The sequence below is a fragment of the Pseudomonas sp. FYR_5 genome, from assembly GCF_043106315.1.
In the GTDB taxonomy this organism is placed as follows: Bacteria; Pseudomonadota; Gammaproteobacteria; order Pseudomonadales; family Pseudomonadaceae; genus Aquipseudomonas; species Aquipseudomonas putida_Y.
On the sequence record NZ_JBICMK010000097.1, the window covers coordinates 207811 to 224614 of the forward strand.

The window sequence follows — 16804 nt, forward strand, 5'->3', positions numbered from 1 at the left end:
GCCGTTGTCGTTCAAGGCCATTCTCACATCTGGATTATGGCTTTGAGGACGGTCTTGAAGGTATCCAACTGCTCTGCACTGAATTGCCCGAACACCTTATCCTGCTGCTCCTGGGCAATGCCCCACAACGCTTCGGTTTCATCCACCCCTTTTTCAGACAGCCGCACACGGCCGTCGTCGTCAGCGATCAACCCCTTGCGCTTGAGGTTGGCTACGGCCTCTTCGATCTCACGCACGGGCATCGCCACTTCGCGCTGCAGGTCGCTCACGCTGAGTCCAGCATCGTTCTCCAGCACCATCAACATGCGCGCTTCGCTAGTGCGCAGGCCGGTGCACAATTGGCGTGGCTGATAGTCGGCTTGGTAGGCACGCAAGGCCTGAGTCATCAGGTAGTACAGGTTGTGCTGCAGACGACCCTGGAAGTGACTGCTCGGCGCCTGCCCTTCGGCCCGTTGGGTCATGCGGGTGTGCGGAAGCACCATCGAGTAAGCACCTTGGTGATACAACAGCGGCGAGCGACCGAAGTCATCGAAGGCCACAACCTTACCGACCAGAATCCAGTGATCGCCGCCGTCCAGTTGCTGAAACTTTTCACACTGGAAGCGCGCCGAACAGTCGGCGAACAGCGGCGCACCACCGGCCCCCTCCTCGTAGTCAATGCCGGCGAAACGATCTTCCTTGGGACGCGCGAAATTGTTGGACAGGTCGATCTGATCAGCCGCGAGGATGTTCACAGCAAAATGTGAAGCTTCCTCGAAAACCTCGTGGCTGGTGGAACGTTTGTCGATGCTCCAGAGAATTAGTGCAGGGTCCAGTGACACCGAGTTAAAGCTGTTAGCTGTGACGCCAACTTTGCGGCCACTCGGCCCGGCTGCGGTGACCACGGTCACGCCAGTAGCAAAATTACCCAAGGCACGGCGGAAGGCACGGGTATCGAAATCGGTCACAGAGGTTGAATTGGACATGCAAGACTCCCGGGCAAGCCGAACGGGCCTGCCACTGTTTGTTGTTGTGGTTGTTGTGGGGGATCAGCCGCTTGGCGATCAAACCATCGCCGGGTCAGGCTCTAGCCCCATCAGTTCGCGGCCAAGGATCTGCGCACAGACGTCATAGTCGGTGTAGGCATGTGCACCGGTCATGTGCGAATCACGGAACAGTCGCTGCAGTTCGTTGGTCTCGAACCAAGCGCCGCCACCGGCTGCTTCCATCAGGCGATCGACCGCCTGGATGCACATTTTCACCGCGTAGCCTTGGTTGGTGCGCCAAAACGCCAAGGTGGCGCGCGATGGGTATTCATGACGTTCGCTGTACTCCGCGATCTCGTCCCAGCTCTTTTCCAGCAACGCCCGTGCGGCAGCAACTTGGTGGGTGGACTCAGCCAGGCGCATCAGGGCTGGCGTGGCTGCACCGACCGCCGCACCGGTGTAGGCACGCACGCGGTTGCGCGTTTTTTCGCGGAACACTTCCAGCATGCGCTCAGCAATGCCCAGGCTGACGGTAGAGAAACCGCTTGCGAAGTAAGGGCGATATGGAGCGAAGAAAATCTTGCTGTCTGGGTACATACCGAAGCCGGCGGACTTGCCTTCCATCATGTCCTTGGCCTTCTGGATGCGGTGCTCGGGCACGAAAGCGTCGCGTACGATAAGCGTCTTGCTACCACTGCCACGCATGCCCACCGCATACCAGTCATCACGGATTTCATAATCGCTGCGAGGCAATACAGCGAAGCAGTAATCCTGAGAACCTTCGGCGTTAGGGCGACGGAAGCCCAATATCGCCCACTCGGCGTGATCGCAGCCGGAGCTCCAGCCCATTTCGCCACTGAAAGTCACACCACCTTCCACCTCTTCGGTGCGGCCGAAAGGCGCGATGCTGCTGCTGGCCGTGGCGTCCGGGTTGCTGCCCCATACATCCTGCTGCAACTTTGCCGGGAACATCGCCATCTGGTGGCTATGGGTGCACAGCAGGCTCATAGCCCAAGCGGTGCTGGCGCACGCGCCGGCCAGCAAAGCGATGCACTGGGCGAACTGCGGCAAGGAAATTTCCAAGCCACCGTACTGCTTAGGCAGAAAAGCGCGATGCATGCCGATACTCTTCAGCAAGGCGATGTTCTCTGCTGGAACACTGCGGTCATGCTCAGCCTTAAAGGCATTGGCAGCAATGGCCGGCAGGATGGCTTTGAGGTCTTCCAGCAAAGGATTTGGCTTTTTCATGAACGGTCTCTTTATTATTGGATAACCAGCGTGCAACCCTCTGTGCGGCAGCGGGCAGCCGAATAGTCTCAATGACGCGTTCAGTATGTGGCGGTGGCAGTTGTCGAGAAATGCACGTTACGAGGGGAAAATTGCACTTTCCATGGTATCGCCCCCTGCTTCGCTTCGAAGCGATTGACCCCTGCTCCAGTCGCCACCACAATCCCCTCGAAGCGCGCGTGGCCTACCCGCGCCATTGATGGAGTGACCTCGTTGAAAGCGCTTTCCCCCTCTGCGGCACGTATTTGCGACGCCGCTGTCGGCCACTTCGCGGCATTCGGTTACGACGCCTCCTCGTTGAATGAGATCGCTCAACTGGCAGGCATGCGTAAAGCCTCGCTCTACGCGCACTTCGCTAACAAGGATGCCTTGTTCCTAGAAGCATTTCAGCGGGCACTGGAAGTTGAAACCCGTTTCGTCGAGAGCGCTTTTCGAGAGGAGGCGGCGGGCGCTGTGGCGCCTGGGCACTGGCTTGTGCTTCACCTCGCCGAGCGCTACCGAGAGTCGCAGAACCTGCGTTTCATCCTGCGCACAGCGTTTCTGCCTCCGGTCGATATCAAGGTGGCTGTCACCTCAGGGTTCGAGCGATATCTGGACGGCGTACGCGAAGGTTTTTGCCAAGCGCTCCATGCGCGCTACAGCTGGGCTGACTTGGCAAGCACTCGCCTGGAGGTCTATGCCGATGCCTATCTGGGCATCATCGACAGCCTGCATGTGGAACTGATGTACGCCGACCCCGCCGTCTATGCACGACGTGCGGCATCGCTATTGAAAATCCTTGACGACTCATTGTCGCTGAACCACTGAGGCGAGGGCCAGTCACGCGGCTTAAGGCTTGATCCTCTTCATCTCTTCGAGCAGTCGGGTCAGTTGCTGAAGCTTTTCCTCGCCGAACTGACTCAGGATCTTGTCATAGTTGCGGCCCATTTCCTCGCTCATGGCCAAAAACACCTGTTGTCCCTTGACCGTGAGGTTGATGAACACCCTCCGCTGGTCTTCAGAAGACTTGCGCCGTGCGACAATACCGTCGCGCTCAAGGCGCTTGAGCACGCCGCTCATGCTCGGTTTGAGAATACAGGCAAGCTCTGCCAACTGATGGCTTTCCAACTCACCCTGCTGACGCAGGATACGAATGACTCGCCATTGCTGTTCGGTTAGCTCGTGGGCGTTCAGCGCAGGGCGGAAGAACGCCATGGTGGCTTCGCGAGCCTGCAGTAGCGTCAGCGTAAGTGAGGGTCGTGGCGTGGTCATGCGTGCTTCGAGCTCGTCGATAAAAAGCGTGCCGGCGAGTATGCCAGCACGCGCTCATTAATACATTAATCAATTACTCGATAAGCAGGTGGTAATGGCGCTTCTTACCCAAGCTGACACGCCATTGTTGCTGGCCAGGTGGTAGATCGGCGTCCACTGATTGCACCACCTCACCATCCAGGCGCAAGCCACCGCCCTGCGCCAGACGCCTTGCCGCACCACGCGACGGTTGCAGGCCGGCCTGCACAAGTACCTCAGCCAGGCTCGGGATTTGCAGCGCGCTGCGAGCCACGGTAATGGTGGTCAATCCATTGCCAATACCCTCCCCGTACACGCCGCTGGCAGCCTCTCGCGCAGCATTCGCTGCCTCAGCGCCGTGCGCCAATGCAGTCACCTCATCGGCCAGCAGGGCCTTGGCTTGGTTCAAGGCCGCACCACCCTCGCGCGTGAGTTCGGCGATCCGCTCCAGCGAAAGTTCAGTAAACAGGGCCAGAAAGCGCGGTACGTCCCGATCGTCGCAATTACGCCAGAACTGCCAGAAGTCGAAACTCGGCAAGCGACGCTCGTCAAGCCATATTGCGCCGTTGAGCGACTTGCCCATCTTTTTGCCATCGCTATTGGTCAACAATGGCATGGTCAGACCGAACAACTGACGTTGATCACGGCGCCGGGCCAGCTCGACGCCGTTGATGATGTTGGCCCACTGGTCGGCACCGCCCAGTTGCAGGGTGCAGTCGTGCAGGCGAGCCAGCTCGGTAAAGTCATGGGCCTGCAGCAGGGTATAACCGAACTCTAGAAATGACAGCGAGTGTTCCCGATCCAAGCGTTGCCGCACCGAGTCAAACGTCAACAGACGATTAATCGAGAAGTACCGCCCGACCTGGTCGAGGAATTGCAGATAGCCGATACCATCGAGCCACTGCGCGTTGTCGACCACGAAGCCCGCGCCCTCACCCAAATGCAGGTAGCGCCCGAAAGTCCGCGTGATGCCGGCGATATTGGCCTGAATCTGCGCCTCATCGAGTATCGGTCGGCTCTCGTCCCGGAAGCTTGGGTCACCGATACGCGTTGTCGCGCCACCGATCAGCAGGATCGGACGGTGCCCGGCCTTCTGCAGCCAGCGCATTAGCATCAAACCCTGCAGGTGGCCGACATGCAGGCTGTCGGCTGTGGCATCAAAGCCCAAGTAGAACGTGCGCGGTCCTTCCTGCAAATGTGTGCGCAATCCTTCGAGGTCCGTGCTTTGGTGAATGAAGCCCCTGGCTTGCAGGTGACCTATCAGATCGTAATGTTGGTCGCTCATGACAACTCCTGGGTGAAGCCCGAGGAGCGAGACACACGTCCAGCCGCCTCGGGCGGATGACGTGCACGCAGCCACGACCGCCTCAGGTTGAGGTGGCGTAACGACGGTAACGTGGTAGATTTATTAACATGTTCATGACATCCATGATCAAGGAGTCTGCGGCAGACGTCAAGCCTCCCCTTACACTGCCAGGTGGCAGGCAGATAAAACTCCATGGCAGGCTAAGGCAAGACGCCTACCTATCGTTAGGTGCTCAATGGCACCACGTGCACCGCCTCGGCAAAGGCCCTATCACAATTCCAATTCAGCAGGCTGCGTCATGATCAACATCGAGACCCCGACCTACTACACCGCGACCAAAAAATACAACCTTAGCTTCCCCACCCTAGAAAGCGACATCGACGCCGATGTCGTGGTCATCGGTGGCGGCTTCTCGGGTATCAACACAGCACTGGAACTGGCGGAAAAAGGTGTCACCAATGTTGTGGTGCTCGAAGCCCGCTACCTGGGTTTTGGCGGTACCGGGCGCAACGGGGGGCAGATCATGGCCGGCATTGGCCATGACCTGGAAAAGATCAGAAGCAGCGTCGGTGACCAAGGGCTGAAGCAGATTTTCGAGATCAGCGAACTGGGCGCCGGCATCATCAAGGAGCGCATAGCGCGCTACAACATTGATGCCGACTTCTGCCATGGCTATGGCTACATGGGCTTCAACAAACGCCAGGAAAAAACCTTGCGAGCATGGGAGAAAGACTTCAAGTCGATCAACACCCATGACGAGATCCGCTTTTTGGGTGGCGCTGAGGTCAAGCAGATCATCGGCAGCGACGCCTACACTAGCGCCCTGCTGCACATGGGCGGCGGCCATGTTCATTCGCTCAATCTGCTGTTGGGCGAAGCCCAAGCTTTGATAGGCCATGGTGCGCGAATCTTTGAGCATAGCCCGGCGCTGGAAGTGACCTATGGCGAGCGCATCAAGGTGCGCACCGGCCGCGGCTCGGTGCGAGCCAGCAAGCTGCTGTGGGCCTGCGATAGCTTCCTCAACAAAATGGAACCGGAGCTGCACGCGCGCACCATCAACACCTACGCCTTCCAGATGATGACTGAGCCACTGTCGGAAGAACTGATACAGCGTATCAGCCCGATCCGCGGCGCCTACAGCGATATCCGCCCGGTGATCGATTACTACCGCGTCACCCGCGAAAACCGCCTGCTGTTCGGTGCCGCCACGCCGTTCATCGAGCACATCCCGCTGGATCTCAAGGCCTGGAACCGCGCTTTGATGCTGAAGATCTTCCCCTACCTCAAGGATGTGCGGATCGACCTCGCCTGGGGTGGTCCAATGGCCACAAGCGCCAACCTGTTCCCGCAGATCGGCACCCTCAGCAATCGCCCCAACGCATTTTACGTGCAGGGTTATTCCGGCTTCGGGGTCACCCCCAGCCACATCATTTGCAAGATTCTCGCCGAGGGCATGCACGAAGGCTCATCGCGCTACGACCTGATCAGTTCGGTCAAGCATGCACGGATCCTCGGCAAGGACCACTTTCGCCCACTGCTGCTAACCGCCGGCAAGACCGTGCACCAGCTTTCGGGCTATTTCAACGGCCGCCGCTGACCGTATCTTTCACCCACTGGAGAACTGCCATGACCCTCACTGCTGCCAAGCAAGGCATACAACTGTCCGAACTCGATGCCTGGGGCACCGTTGCCGATCTGGGCTCGGAAATCCTGGAAGGCGAAGTCAAAGCCTTTGGCAAAATGACCCACGGAGCGCCCACCGACCCCGTCAGCAGCGCTTACTTTGGCACCACGCGCGGCAAATTCCGCATGGTCTACCCGTTTAACGAGCAGGCGGTAATCGTCACAGGCGAAATCCAACTGACTGACGAGTCCACAGGTAAGGTCACTCGCTACAAAGCCGGTGATGCCTGGTTCGTGACCAAGGGCACGCCAGTGCTGTGGGAGATTTTGAGCGAGTCGTTCGTCAAGCACTACTTTGCCGTGGCGTAACGGAAGCAGGTAATAAAAACGGCACCAGCGCTACAAGCGCTGGCGCCGTTTAGTTTTTGCGGTGAGTTAGCGCAAGGAGGTCCCCATAGCTGTGGCACGGTAGTCCTTTGGTGATTGGTCATACTGCTTTTTGAACGAACGGCTGAAATGAGCAGAGTCAGTGAAGCCCCACTTGTAGGCGATTGACGTAATCGACTCACTCATGAAGAACGGATTGGCGAGATCTTCGGCACTGCGCTTGAGCCGGGCACGTTGAATGTACCGGCACACGCTGTCACCTTCCTCTTCGAACAAACGATAGAGGTGACGCACTGAAATGTTAAGCCCGCTAGCCAAAGCAGCAGGCGTCAATCCGGGCTGTGACAACGATTTATCAATCACCTTCTGCACATAACTACGCATATTGCCGCCGTTAAGCGCGTCTACGCTGCAAAGGTTTCCTTCTCCAAACTCAAGGCCCGGCTCTAAAAGAGCGGTGAATGCTGCTTCTAACGCAGCGCCCTGGGTACAGTCTTCGCCGGTATTCTCATCCTTGCACATCTGATCCATCAACACATGAAGCATGCGCCCACACGCGTTGCTGGATGAGATCTTTCCTACCAGATTCCCTCTGCCGAGAACCTGTTTACGCACCTGCTCGCGTGACAGCGCCAACGAAACATGCTCAATCAGGCCAACTGGTTTGATTTCGCAGCGCCCCACCGAATCCATGAGCATGAGATCACCGGGCGACAGGTGAATGGTCAAACCGCCCTGCTCAACCGTAGAGCGGCCCGACCGCTGCAGGACAAGAAAACAGTGCTGGTCATCATCCAGGGCCGCATTATCACCCAGCCTCCGAATGACGCCGGCATTCGTGCGCAAAGATGCGACTGGCAAGCCAGCACGCGTATGAGCTGAGACATCTCCAATGAAGAGTGAATGATTACCAGCCAATTCCGTTTCAAAACGGCCGCAAATGCCCTGCATGGCAGCGGTCCAGCGATCAAGTCCCTGATGGTCGGGTTGTTGAGTCTGCATAGTGGCCTCGACGCGAATTGTTGTTATGCGGCCATTGATAACATGTTAACAATGTCCGCACAACTGTCACAGTTAGTCGAGTACACTCAGCAAAGGATATGCCAGTTCGCTTCAGATGCGTTGCAGAATCTCAGTGAAGCTAGACAGGCTGGCGAGCAAATGAGAACGCTGCTGCGGACTTACTTGAATGTAGCGACGAAACGCCGGCATCCGGTTGACCACCTCGCTTCCGCCCATATGCTCCAGGGCAAGTTGCCATTGGCCCTTGCTGCACTCCAGAGTCAGCCGCTTGAAGTCCAGCGGCATCAGCGCCGCCAACAAGGCCGCATCTCTGTCAAAATGATCGCGTATTCGGGCAAAGAAAGCCTGCTCGCCGCCCCGGAACACGCAAGCTATGCCGGTGCGCCGAAATGCCCCGGTATGGCGCAGCTCCAACCGTACTTCGCCCTGTTGCAGGGCAGGCACGCTCAAGCGAAACTCGCAGGTCACCACATGCATTAGCAGGTGCGCCTCTACGTCCTCACGTACCTCGACCTGCCCCCCCCCAGGGCGCAGACGCACCTGCGCGACACCCGCTTCCGTCCGCTGTATTTCCAGCGGCCCAAGATTACGCAGCAAATGCCCCAAGGTGACACCGGGCCTATAACCTGAAGGCGCCTGAGGCACCAGCAGCCTTTCACGCAAATGTCTGATCATGTTGCGGACGCTCCGGAGCGTGGCCTGGTTCGGCGGCGAATTCTTTTTCCAGTACATCCTCAACCCGGGCAGGCTTGAACGGGTTGACCTTCTGCACACACAGAGACCAGAACAGCGCGTAGGCTGCCGTGCCGCCAAGCATGATGGCAAACGGCACGTAAACGTCCGCGGGGTTCATTCCAGGCGGTGTGATAAACAGCATGCCGATGATGATGCCCGCACTTGAAATGATTTGCGGCAACGGGAACAGCGGCGAACGGTAGGCCCGCGGCAGATCTGGGCGACGGATACGCAGGATCACCACCGACAAGGTCACCAGCAAGTAGGCCGTGCTCCAAGCACATACGGCAGCCAGCACCAAGTGCAGAATATTGTCTGGATTGCCACCCAAGTACCAGGCATGTAGGCACGGGATCAGTGCAACCACCAGAATGCACAGCAATGGCGTCTTGAAGCGCGGATGCAGGTAGGTGAAGACCTTAGGCAACGCTCCGTCTACCGCCATCCCGTAAAGAATGCGCGGCACCCCGGCCATCAGCGTGTTGATGGTTGCCGCACCGGCGAACAAAAAGCCGATACCCAGCCAAACTGGGCCGATGTCACCCATCACCTGCTCGGCAAAGCGCGGAATGGCCATGGGCGTGTCCAGCAAGTGTACGCCGGTGGCGGCATCGAGTACGACGTTTTCCACTTGGCGCTTCATTGCCGCGCCGTAGATGAACATGCAACTGGCCACACCAAACAGGCCCAACGCCATGGCGCGTGGCAATACCCAGGCCGAGCGACGCAGTTCGGGCGCAAGCGGCGTCACGAACTCGCAGCCGACAAACATGAACATGGCCATGCCGATCAGTGAAAGGATGGTCATCACATCAGAGCCTACCAGAGAGGCGCCAAACGGGCCCTCCAGCTCCACCGCAGGGGCGGCGATCAGACCCAGCACACCGAACACCATCAGGGTCGTCCACATGCCGAAGGTGAGGATCACTTCAGCGCGACTGAAAGCGCTGACGCCGAACGCGTTCAGTACCGCAAACGACAGCACAAAACAGACTCCCAACAGCCAAGAACCGCCTGCGGACTCAGCGAGCGTGTTGAGGTGTTCGAAATTCACCAACGCCATCACCCCAGACAGGATGGTCTCGGCAGTGCCAGCGAACACATGCACGATCAAGTAGGCTGAAAGCGTGCCGGTAATGGCAAAGAAGCGGCCCATGCCGCAGTTGATATAGTCGTAAACCGAGCCGGTGGTCGGCAGTATCGAGGCCGCCTCGGCGAAGGTGGTTGACTGCGCCAACATCATCAATGCGGCGATGACCATGGCAATGGCAAACGCGCCGCCACCGATGCCGAAGCCCATGGTCGCAGTGAGTATTACGGGGCTGGCCATGATCAGCCCGACGGTGCTGGCGAGTGCGGTAGGGAAACCGACTGTGCCTTGGTTGAGGTGCTCAGTGAGCTTATTGTTGAATGACATCTTGATCAAGACCCTGGCTTCAGTGTTGGCTGGTAGAGGGTAAGCGGACCATTCCACATGCAGGCCCGACCTACCTCCATGTACATGCACTGTGCGCCCTGCGTGCCCCGCAGTCTTGCCTTTGCCTGCCTGAACTCTTGTTACAGCCTGCCAGATAGCCAGTTCACCAGAGACCCGCTTATCCCGCATCTGTAGGATGGCACCCACGGCTGCCTGGTCAAATACTGGTAACCAAGCCACTCGACATGAACACATTCGAAGTGCCTGCCAGCAATAATAAAAAATCGCCCGGAGACTCCCCGTATGAGCGATCGCCTCGCCCAAACACTGAGTGCTTTCAGTAGCACCGTGCTAGACATCCAGCGCTTGGCACAGAGCCAGAGCATTGAGCACTTCCATAGCCTGATGATTGAACGTCTAAGTGAACTCATTACGTTCGACAAGGCATGGTGGGGGCTGGCCGCTTTGATCAACGGGGTGCCGGTGGAACGCAGTACGCAGCTTTTCAAGCTTCCAGTTCAGTATCTCCTGGACTGGCAATCAATCAGCCACGACGACGTCACCATCGAGAGTGTGCACAGCCACCCTGGCCACGCTGTGGTCATCGACATGGGCACTACACCTGGCCTGACCTGGCTCGGAGCCAAGCACCACATCGGCCAACTGATGTGCATCATCGTGAGCGATCCGATAACTCGGCTTTCCGAGCATCTGACGTTGTATCGCAGCCCGGACTCTGCATCGTTCAGTCCGCAGGACGGTCTGCTCCTGGAAACCCTCATGCCTCACTTGTCCGCAGCTGTCGCGGCCAACCGCATCCGAACGTTGATTGCTGCCCGCGAAACCCTGAGCAACCCTCAGAACCTTGCACTAGCCGTGTGTGACCGCCACGGTACGCTGCATTGCGCCGAACCTGGCTTCATCGCGCTACTGCTGCAAGGTTGGCCAAAGTGGAGCGGACCTAGTCTGCCTATTGCCATTGAGACTGGTGAAACCGCCATCGACCGAATACACCTAAGCATCTCAAATGCCGGTGACCTTTTCCTGATCGCAGGGCGGCAGCAGAACCCGCTGGAAACGCTCAGCCCACGCGAGCATGAGGTCGCCTCAAGCTTCGGTGAAGGCAGGACATACAAGGAGGTCGCCCGTGACCTAGGACTAGCCCCAAACACCGTGCGCCACCATATTCGCTCCATCTACAGCAAGCTCGGCGTCAAGGACAAGGCCCGTATCGGGCAACTGTTGCGCAATAACTCTGGCTGACAATCGCTAATCCTCCGCCCCCTTTTTTGCTGCTCGTCTTGAGCGGCCCAGGCACGTTCGTGCCTGAAATCTGCCGGGAAGTTCGATCCAATAATCACAAGAGAATGCGTAATGAACAAGCATACGAATTGGCTGGCCGGCGCTCTCCAGCTCACACTGATAACTGGTCTGACAAGCGGCGCGTGCAAGGCTGCTGACCTTAACGCCAGGGATTTCTTCAGCGCCCCGGTTGGCACCACGCTAGGCGTGTTCTACATGCCAATGACTCGCAACAGCGAGTACCACGGGGCGGCAGATAGCAATGGCAAAGCAAACCTCCAGGTAAACGCCTTCGCTTGGCGCCAACTGGTCTTCACCGATGTGTGCGGAACTTTGTGCACGCCACAGTTCATCGTGCCACTGGTAGACATTGACGCTCGCTTGCCAGGCGCCTCGCAGAGTAGTGAGGAAAGCGGGATCGGCGATCCGCAGGTCGGTGGCACGCTGTTTCTAGTGAATGAGCCGGCCACCCGAACTTACACCGGCCTCCTCAGCCTCATCACCTTGCCTGTGGGCGAATACCACAGCCACAACCCTGACGTATCGCCCGGAGCAAATCGCTGGGCGGGACATTTCATCCTCAACCATACCCAAGGCGTGGGTGACAGATGGGTGCTAGAGGCGAACCTGGAAGCCCAAGTGTATGGCAAGAACGATGACTACTTCGGCAGCGATCTCGAACAAGACCCTCTCTATCGCCTACAGGCGTTCGCCTCATATGACTTCAGCCAGAAGACCTACGGCGCGCTGCGGCTGATCCACGCCGACGGTGGTGAATTACGTATCAACGGCCAACGCATCGACAACACCCATAAGCGCGTGACCCAGGTGGGGCTTGAGGTTGGGCATTGGCTTGATCGGCAGAATCAGGCGCTGGTCGCTTTCACCCAGGATGTGGACAGCGATAACAGCTACCACGGCAGCCAGACGCTGTTACGCCTTGTCCATGTCTTCTGACCCTTTCGGAGCTCCGTCAATGACCCAGCCGATGGAAACACCAGCTACCTCTCCTTTGCGCATAGTCCCGCGATGGAGGCTTTTGAGTGCTATTGTCCTGTTTGCCGCCGTTGTGCCATCCGTCCTGATGACTGCGCCGATCTTGGCAGCTCAGCTAGCCAGTCAATGGGGATTGACGCCCTCGCAGATCGGCAACTTGTTCATGGTCGAGCTTGGTGCCATGAGCCTTGCGACGATCCCTGCAGCCTTTTGGCTCAAGCGTGTCAATCTGCGCCACGCTGCCTTGGTTTCGGCCTTGCTATTTATCATCGGCAACCTGCTATCCGCTCAAGCCGAGCGCTACGCGCCATTGATCATCCTGCGGGGCATGACAGCTCTAGGGGGCGGCTCACTAATGATCCTCTGCATGAGCTGCGCAGCATCACTGCCCAACTCCAGCCGGATCTATGCGCTGTGGGTGCTGGGGCAACTGGTGCTGGGCGCCATTGGCCTGCAGGTCCTGCCAGGCTTGTTCACCGTGTACGGACTGGGGGCGTGCTATCTGATTCTGGCAGCGCTGATGCTCTTGCTTCTGCCAATGACATGCGCATTCCCCGGACACCTGTTGCAAAGTGCCCTTGGCAATATTCGACAGCTTCGTACTGGCAAGGCACTGCTTGGGATGGCAGCCATCTTCACCTTCTATCTGAGCCTGAGCGGTGTCTGGACGTTCATAGGCTCACTGGCCGAGTCTGCCTCGATCAGTGCCTACGATAGCGGCCGGATTCTGGCCATAGCCACTGTAATGGGAATTCTAGGGGCAGGCTTGGCGTCGTGGGTTGGTGACCGACTGCCGCGGACGCTCTCCTTACTGGGGGGATATGGCCTGATGATCCTTGCCGTGTTGCTCCTGCAAGGTCAGCCTGAGCCGCAACGGTTCGCGCTCGCCGCGCTGACCTTCAAATTCACCTGGACCTTCGTCCTTCCGATGGTCCTCGCCAGCATAGCTGAACTCGATCCTTCGGGCCGCCTGATGAATCTCTCCAACCTGGTGATCGGCGCCGGCCTGGCGACCGGGCCGGCGGTCGCTGGGCACCTTATACAAAACAGTGGGGGATATCAGTCCACCCTACTTGGGGCCGCCTTCCTGACGTTGATATCCCTGCTGCTCGCCATGGCCTGCCGCACCCCTACCCCACTTTAATGCTCAATGGAGATCTTATGACTCAAAAGACTGCATTCTTTTTCGACGAATTGAGCCTCTGGCATAGTGCTGGACTACACGCACTTACCATCCCGGTCGGGGGCTGGGTGCAGCCACCTGCTGCTGCAGGGCATGCCGAGTCTCCCGAGACCAAGCGCCGTCTGAAGAATCTCATGGATGTCAGCGGGCTGACTCGTCAACTGGACGTTAGAAGCGCAGCGCCCGCTAGCGAGGAAGACCTGCTGCGAGTACATACGGAACGGTATCTCGAGCAGTTCAAGGCACTGAGCGATGCGGGCGGAGGCACCCTGGGACCTCATGCGCCCATCGGTCCAGGCAGCTACGAGATCGCCAAGCTCTCAGCTGGTCTAGCCATCGCTGCCGTCGAGTGCGTGCTTCTGGGTGAAGCCAGCAATGCCTATTCTCTATCACGACCTCCAGGACATCATTGCCTGGCCGACCAAGCCATGGGCTTCTGCTTCCTTGCCAATATTCCTGTAGCGATCGAAGCTGCAAAAGCCCGATACGGGCTGGGTCGAGTGGTAGTGCTGGATTGGGATGTGCACCATGGCAACGGTACCCAATCGATCTACGAGCAACGTGGCGATGTACTGACCATATCTCTGCACCAGCAGGGCTGCTTTCCGGCGGGGTACAGTGGCGAAACCGACCGGGGTCAAGGCGATGGATGGGGCACCAATCTCAATGTCCCACTGCTGCCGGGAAGCGGTGATGATGCCTACCTGCATGCGATGGATAAGCTGATCATCCCTGCCATCGAACGCTTCGAGCCAGAGCTGATCGTCGTTGCATGTGGGTACGATGCCAATGCCGTTGACCCGCTGGCGCGGATGTTGCTGCACAGCGAGTCCTTCCGGGCCATGACTCAGCGCATGCGCGACCTTGCCGACCGTTTGTGTGGCGGACGTTTGGTGCTGGTGCATGAAGGCGGGTATTCCGAAGCTTATGTGCCCTTCTGCGGACTGGCGACACTCGAAGCGCTCAGCGGAGTTCGCACAGGAGTAATCGACCCCATGCTGGAATTTATCCAGGCTCAACAGCCGAATCCGCAGGCGTGCGCGTTTCAACGCGAGTTGCTGGACACACTGGCCTTGCAACTGGCCTGAGTCAAAGATACGTCGCAAGCTCTGGGTTTGCGACGTATCTCGCAGGCAGTCGCCGTCGCTCGGCGTACCAAAACGGACGCCCCCCAAGACGCTGGCACTCAGCGTCATGCGGGTGACAGGCTCAGACAAGATGTCGAGCGGGACAACACGCTAGGCTCCAGCATTCCCTTCTACACTGCCCGGAGTTTGCGCACCATGAGCGATATCAACCTGCTGCCTGCAGTCACCGCCTTCCTGGCGCGTGATCATGGCCTGTACATTCATGGCCAGACTGTCGTCGGCGAGTCCTCAAACCGCTTAGCGGTAGTCAACCCAGCCAATGGCCAAACCATCGCTCAAATCGCCGACGCCGACGAAGCCGATGTCGACCGTGCAGTGGACTCGGCGCGCCAGGGTTTCACCAATTGGTCGCATACCAGCCCAGCAGCACGTGCTGGTGTACTCTTCAAGCTCGCCGACCTGCTTGAAGCCAATCGTGAAGAGTTGGCCCAGTTGGAAACCCTGCAATCGGGCAAGCTGATCGGCATTTCGCGCGCATTCGAAGTCGAGCAGGCCGCACACTTCCTACGTTACTACGCTGGCTGGGCGACCAAGATCACTGGCCAGACCATCACCCCATCTCTGCCTTCGTTCGCTGGTGAGCGCTACAGCGCCTACACCCTGCGCGAGCCAATCGGCGTGGTCGTCGGTATCGTGCCATGGAACTTCGCGACCATGATCGCCATCTGGAAGTTGGCCTCGGCGCTGACCACCGGCTGCAGCATCATCATCAAGCCCAGCGAGTTCACGCCCCTGACGCTTTTGCGTATCGCCGAGCTTGCCACTGAAGCAGGCTTACCGGCGGGTGCGTTGAACGTGCTGACTGGCGCTGGCCATGTGGGCAAGGCACTGATCGAGCACCCGGGCACCGACAAGGTATCGTTCACCGGCTCCGTACCTACGGGCATTGCTGTCGGCCAAGCTGCCATGGGCGCGAAGCTCACCCGTGCCACTCTAGAACTGGGCGGCAAGAACGCCGTGGCGTTCCTGCCAGACGTTGGCCCGGACAAAGCCGTCGACGGCATTATCGAGGCCGGCTTCCTGCACTCGGGGCAGATTTGTGCCGCCGGTGAGCGTTTCTATGTGCACCGCTCCCGCATCGACCCACTGCTCGAAGCCCTCTCCCAACGCCTGAGCCAGTTGAAGGTAGGGTCCCCGCTAGACGAAACCACGCAGTTCGGCCCGGTAGCCAACAAGCCGCACCAGCTGAAGCTTGCAGAACTGTTCTCCACGGCTCGCGCAGAGGGTAGCCAGATCATCCACGGTGGGCGCATCGGAGATGGCCCAGGATGCTTCGTCGAGCCGACAGTGATTCTTGCCAAGTCCGCCAGCGATACCTTGCTCAATCAGGAAACTTTTGGCCCGGTGGCGACCTTCCTGCCTTATGACACGGAAGAAGAACTGCTTCAATTGATGAACGCGTCGCCGTACGGACTCAGTGCCAGCCTGTGGACCAACGACCTGGGCAAGGCCATGCGCCTTATTCCGGAAATCCAAGCTGGCACACTGTGGGTCAACATGCACACCCTCCTCGACCCAGCTGTACCGTTTGGTGGCATAAAGGCTTCCGGCATCGGCCGTGAGTTTGGTTCGGCGTTCATCGACGATTTTACCGAGCTCAAATCGGTCATGATCCGCTATTAAGGGGGCATGACATGTCGCATTGGCTACGCGAAAAACTCACCCTCACCCTCCCCCTGGCCATGCAGGCGCTACAGGCGGCGCTCGACACAGCCACTCAGCAGCAGGTCAGGGTCAGCCTGGCAATCGTTGATGGTGGTGGCCTGCCGATCCACACTGCGCATATGGACGGTGCACCACTTCCTGCACATGCCATAGCGCTGCGCAAAGCGCTTACCGCTGCAAGTTTCGGCATTGCCACAGCTGACTGGGGGCAACGCTTGGAGCACTGCTCCGAGGCGGTGCGCAATGGTTTACCGCTGCAACCAGGGATGGCCCTGTTCGGTGGCGGTGAACCTTTGCTCCATGCCGGACAGGTCATCGGGGCGATAGGCGTGTCTGGTGCCAGCGAGGCCATCGACACACTCTGCGCCAAGGCCGCCGCCCATCATGTTGCAGCCCTTCTGCAAGCCTGATCGAACGCTGTAAATCTGTGCGTGGCCAAGGCGTGCAAGCGTCTTGGCAGCCAGAAACAAGACCTCGACCTGCACCTCACGCACTAAT

The 16804-nt window shown here is 58.6% G+C and carries 16 protein-coding genes; 9 read left to right on the forward strand and 7 right to left on the reverse strand.

Going from position 1 to position 16804, the window contains the following annotated elements:
• Nucleotides 1–23: 23 nt before the first annotated feature.
• Together ACF8RA_RS19450 and ACF8RA_RS19455 are read right to left on the reverse strand one after the other, a co-directional pair.
• Nucleotides 24–965 carry a p-hydroxyphenylacetate 3-hydroxylase reductase component gene (locus ACF8RA_RS19450; protein WP_176684727.1) on the reverse strand — a complete coding sequence of 314 codons (942 nt, stop codon included), beginning with the start codon at nt 963–965 and terminating at the stop codon, nt 24–26.
• 78 nt (nt 966–1043) lie between these two features.
• Entirely contained in the window at nt 1044–2213 is a 1170-nt protein-coding gene (locus ACF8RA_RS19455; protein ID WP_176684728.1) for a p-hydroxyphenylacetate 3-hydroxylase oxygenase component, read from the reverse strand.
• A 252-nt stretch (nt 2214–2465) separates the two neighbouring features.
• On the opposite strand from ACF8RA_RS19455, the gene ACF8RA_RS19460 reads away from it, so the two are divergent.
• A complete protein-coding gene (locus ACF8RA_RS19460) occupies nt 2466–3059 on the forward strand; it encodes a TetR/AcrR family transcriptional regulator (RefSeq protein WP_176684729.1) in 594 nt (197 codons plus the stop codon).
• A 21-nt stretch (nt 3060–3080) separates the two neighbouring features.
• Here ACF8RA_RS19460 and hpaR read toward each other — a convergent pair whose 3' ends face one another.
• Both hpaR and tyrS read right to left on the reverse strand, forming a co-directional pair.
• Entirely contained in the window at nt 3081–3503 is a 423-nt protein-coding gene (hpaR, locus tag ACF8RA_RS19465; protein ID WP_176684730.1) for a homoprotocatechuate degradation operon regulator HpaR, read from the reverse strand.
• A 73-nt stretch (nt 3504–3576) separates the two neighbouring features.
• Complete coding sequence (tyrS, locus tag ACF8RA_RS19470) at nt 3577–4806, reverse strand: tyrosine--tRNA ligase (RefSeq protein ID WP_392488285.1); 1230 nt, start codon at nt 4804–4806, stop codon at nt 3577–3579.
• A 319-nt stretch (nt 4807–5125) separates the two neighbouring features.
• Here tyrS and ACF8RA_RS19475 point away from each other — a divergent pair, with 319 nt between their 5' ends.
• The gene (locus ACF8RA_RS19475; RefSeq protein WP_176684732.1) at nt 5126–6424 is read left to right on the forward strand and encodes an FAD-binding oxidoreductase; all 1299 of its coding nucleotides are present in this window, start codon (nt 5126–5128) and stop codon (nt 6422–6424) included.
• A gap of 29 nt (nt 6425–6453) precedes the next feature.
• Nucleotides 6454–6819 carry a cupin domain-containing protein gene (locus ACF8RA_RS19480; protein ID WP_392488286.1) on the forward strand — a complete coding sequence of 122 codons (366 nt, stop codon included), beginning with the start codon at nt 6454–6456 and terminating at the stop codon, nt 6817–6819.
• A 66-nt stretch (nt 6820–6885) separates the two neighbouring features.
• Here the strand turns inward: ACF8RA_RS19480 and feaR are convergent, their stop codons facing one another.
• The 3 genes from feaR to ACF8RA_RS19495 form a co-directional block, all read right to left on the reverse strand.
• Nucleotides 6886–7839: a transcriptional regulator FeaR gene (feaR, locus tag ACF8RA_RS19485; protein WP_176684734.1), complete on the reverse strand. Its 954-nt coding sequence runs from the start codon at nt 7837–7839 to the stop codon at nt 6886–6888.
• A gap of 111 nt (nt 7840–7950) precedes the next feature.
• Entirely contained in the window at nt 7951–8466 is a 516-nt protein-coding gene (locus ACF8RA_RS19490) for a DUF3156 family protein (RefSeq protein ID WP_370844351.1), read from the reverse strand.
• A 49-nt stretch (nt 8467–8515) separates the two neighbouring features.
• Entirely contained in the window at nt 8516–10012 is a 1497-nt protein-coding gene (locus ACF8RA_RS19495; RefSeq protein WP_176684736.1) for an APC family permease, read from the reverse strand.
• A 303-nt stretch (nt 10013–10315) separates the two neighbouring features.
• Here ACF8RA_RS19495 and ACF8RA_RS19500 point away from each other — a divergent pair, with 303 nt between their 5' ends.
• The 6 genes from ACF8RA_RS19500 (at nt 10316) to ACF8RA_RS19525 (ending at nt 16716) form a co-directional block, all read left to right on the forward strand.
• The gene (locus ACF8RA_RS19500; protein WP_176684737.1) at nt 10316–11275 is read left to right on the forward strand and encodes a helix-turn-helix transcriptional regulator; all 960 of its coding nucleotides are present in this window, start codon (nt 10316–10318) and stop codon (nt 11273–11275) included.
• Between the two features lie 111 nt (nt 11276–11386).
• Nucleotides 11387–12271: a transporter gene (locus tag ACF8RA_RS19505; RefSeq protein WP_176684738.1), complete on the forward strand. Its 885-nt coding sequence runs from the start codon at nt 11387–11389 to the stop codon at nt 12269–12271.
• A 19-nt stretch (nt 12272–12290) separates the two neighbouring features.
• Nucleotides 12291–13454, forward strand: a complete 1164-nt coding sequence (locus ACF8RA_RS19510; protein WP_392488289.1) for a nitrate/nitrite transporter — start codon at nt 12291–12293, stop codon at nt 13452–13454.
• Nucleotides 13455–13471: 17 nt separating this feature from the next.
• The gene (locus ACF8RA_RS19515) at nt 13472–14581 is read left to right on the forward strand and encodes a class II histone deacetylase (protein ID WP_176684740.1); all 1110 of its coding nucleotides are present in this window, start codon (nt 13472–13474) and stop codon (nt 14579–14581) included.
• A 195-nt stretch (nt 14582–14776) separates the two neighbouring features.
• On the forward strand, nt 14777–16264 hold the full coding sequence (locus tag ACF8RA_RS19520; protein ID WP_392488290.1) for an aldehyde dehydrogenase family protein: 1488 nt from the start codon (nt 14777–14779) through the stop codon (nt 16262–16264).
• 11 nt (nt 16265–16275) lie between these two features.
• A complete protein-coding gene (locus ACF8RA_RS19525) occupies nt 16276–16716 on the forward strand; it encodes a heme-binding protein (protein WP_392488291.1) in 441 nt (146 codons plus the stop codon).
• The last annotated feature ends 88 nt before the right edge of the window (nt 16717–16804 follow it).

What these genes read in the sequence shown, in the direction of transcription:
- ACF8RA_RS19450 (WP_176684727.1), bottom strand. Translation starts at nt 965, where the DNA reads ATGTCCAATTCAACCTCTGTGACCGATTTCGATACCCGTGCCTTCCGC.
- ACF8RA_RS19455 (WP_176684728.1), bottom strand. Translation starts at nt 2,213, where the DNA reads ATGAAAAAGCCAAATCCTTTGCTGGAAGACCTCAAAGCCATCCTGCCG.
- hpaR (WP_176684730.1), bottom strand. Translation starts at nt 3,503, where the DNA reads ATGACCACGCCACGACCCTCACTTACGCTGACGCTACTGCAGGCTCGC.
- tyrS (WP_392488285.1), bottom strand. Translation starts at nt 4,806, where the DNA reads ATGAGCGACCAACATTACGATCTGATAGGTCACCTGCAAGCCAGGGGC.
- ACF8RA_RS19475 (WP_176684732.1), top strand. Translation starts at nt 5,126, where the DNA reads ATGATCAACATCGAGACCCCGACCTACTACACCGCGACCAAAAAATAC.
- ACF8RA_RS19480 (WP_392488286.1), top strand. Translation starts at nt 6,454, where the DNA reads ATGACCCTCACTGCTGCCAAGCAAGGCATACAACTGTCCGAACTCGAT.
- feaR (WP_176684734.1), bottom strand. Translation starts at nt 7,839, where the DNA reads ATGCAGACTCAACAACCCGACCATCAGGGACTTGATCGCTGGACCGCT.
- ACF8RA_RS19495 (WP_176684736.1), bottom strand. Translation starts at nt 10,012, where the DNA reads ATGTCATTCAACAATAAGCTCACTGAGCACCTCAACCAAGGCACAGTC.
- ACF8RA_RS19500 (WP_176684737.1), top strand. Translation starts at nt 10,316, where the DNA reads ATGAGCGATCGCCTCGCCCAAACACTGAGTGCTTTCAGTAGCACCGTG.
- ACF8RA_RS19505 (WP_176684738.1), top strand. Translation starts at nt 11,387, where the DNA reads ATGAACAAGCATACGAATTGGCTGGCCGGCGCTCTCCAGCTCACACTG.
- ACF8RA_RS19510 (WP_392488289.1), top strand. Translation starts at nt 12,291, where the DNA reads ATGACCCAGCCGATGGAAACACCAGCTACCTCTCCTTTGCGCATAGTC.
- ACF8RA_RS19515 (WP_176684740.1), top strand. Translation starts at nt 13,472, where the DNA reads ATGACTCAAAAGACTGCATTCTTTTTCGACGAATTGAGCCTCTGGCAT.
- ACF8RA_RS19520 (WP_392488290.1), top strand. Translation starts at nt 14,777, where the DNA reads ATGAGCGATATCAACCTGCTGCCTGCAGTCACCGCCTTCCTGGCGCGT.
- ACF8RA_RS19525 (WP_392488291.1), top strand. Translation starts at nt 16,276, where the DNA reads ATGTCGCATTGGCTACGCGAAAAACTCACCCTCACCCTCCCCCTGGCC.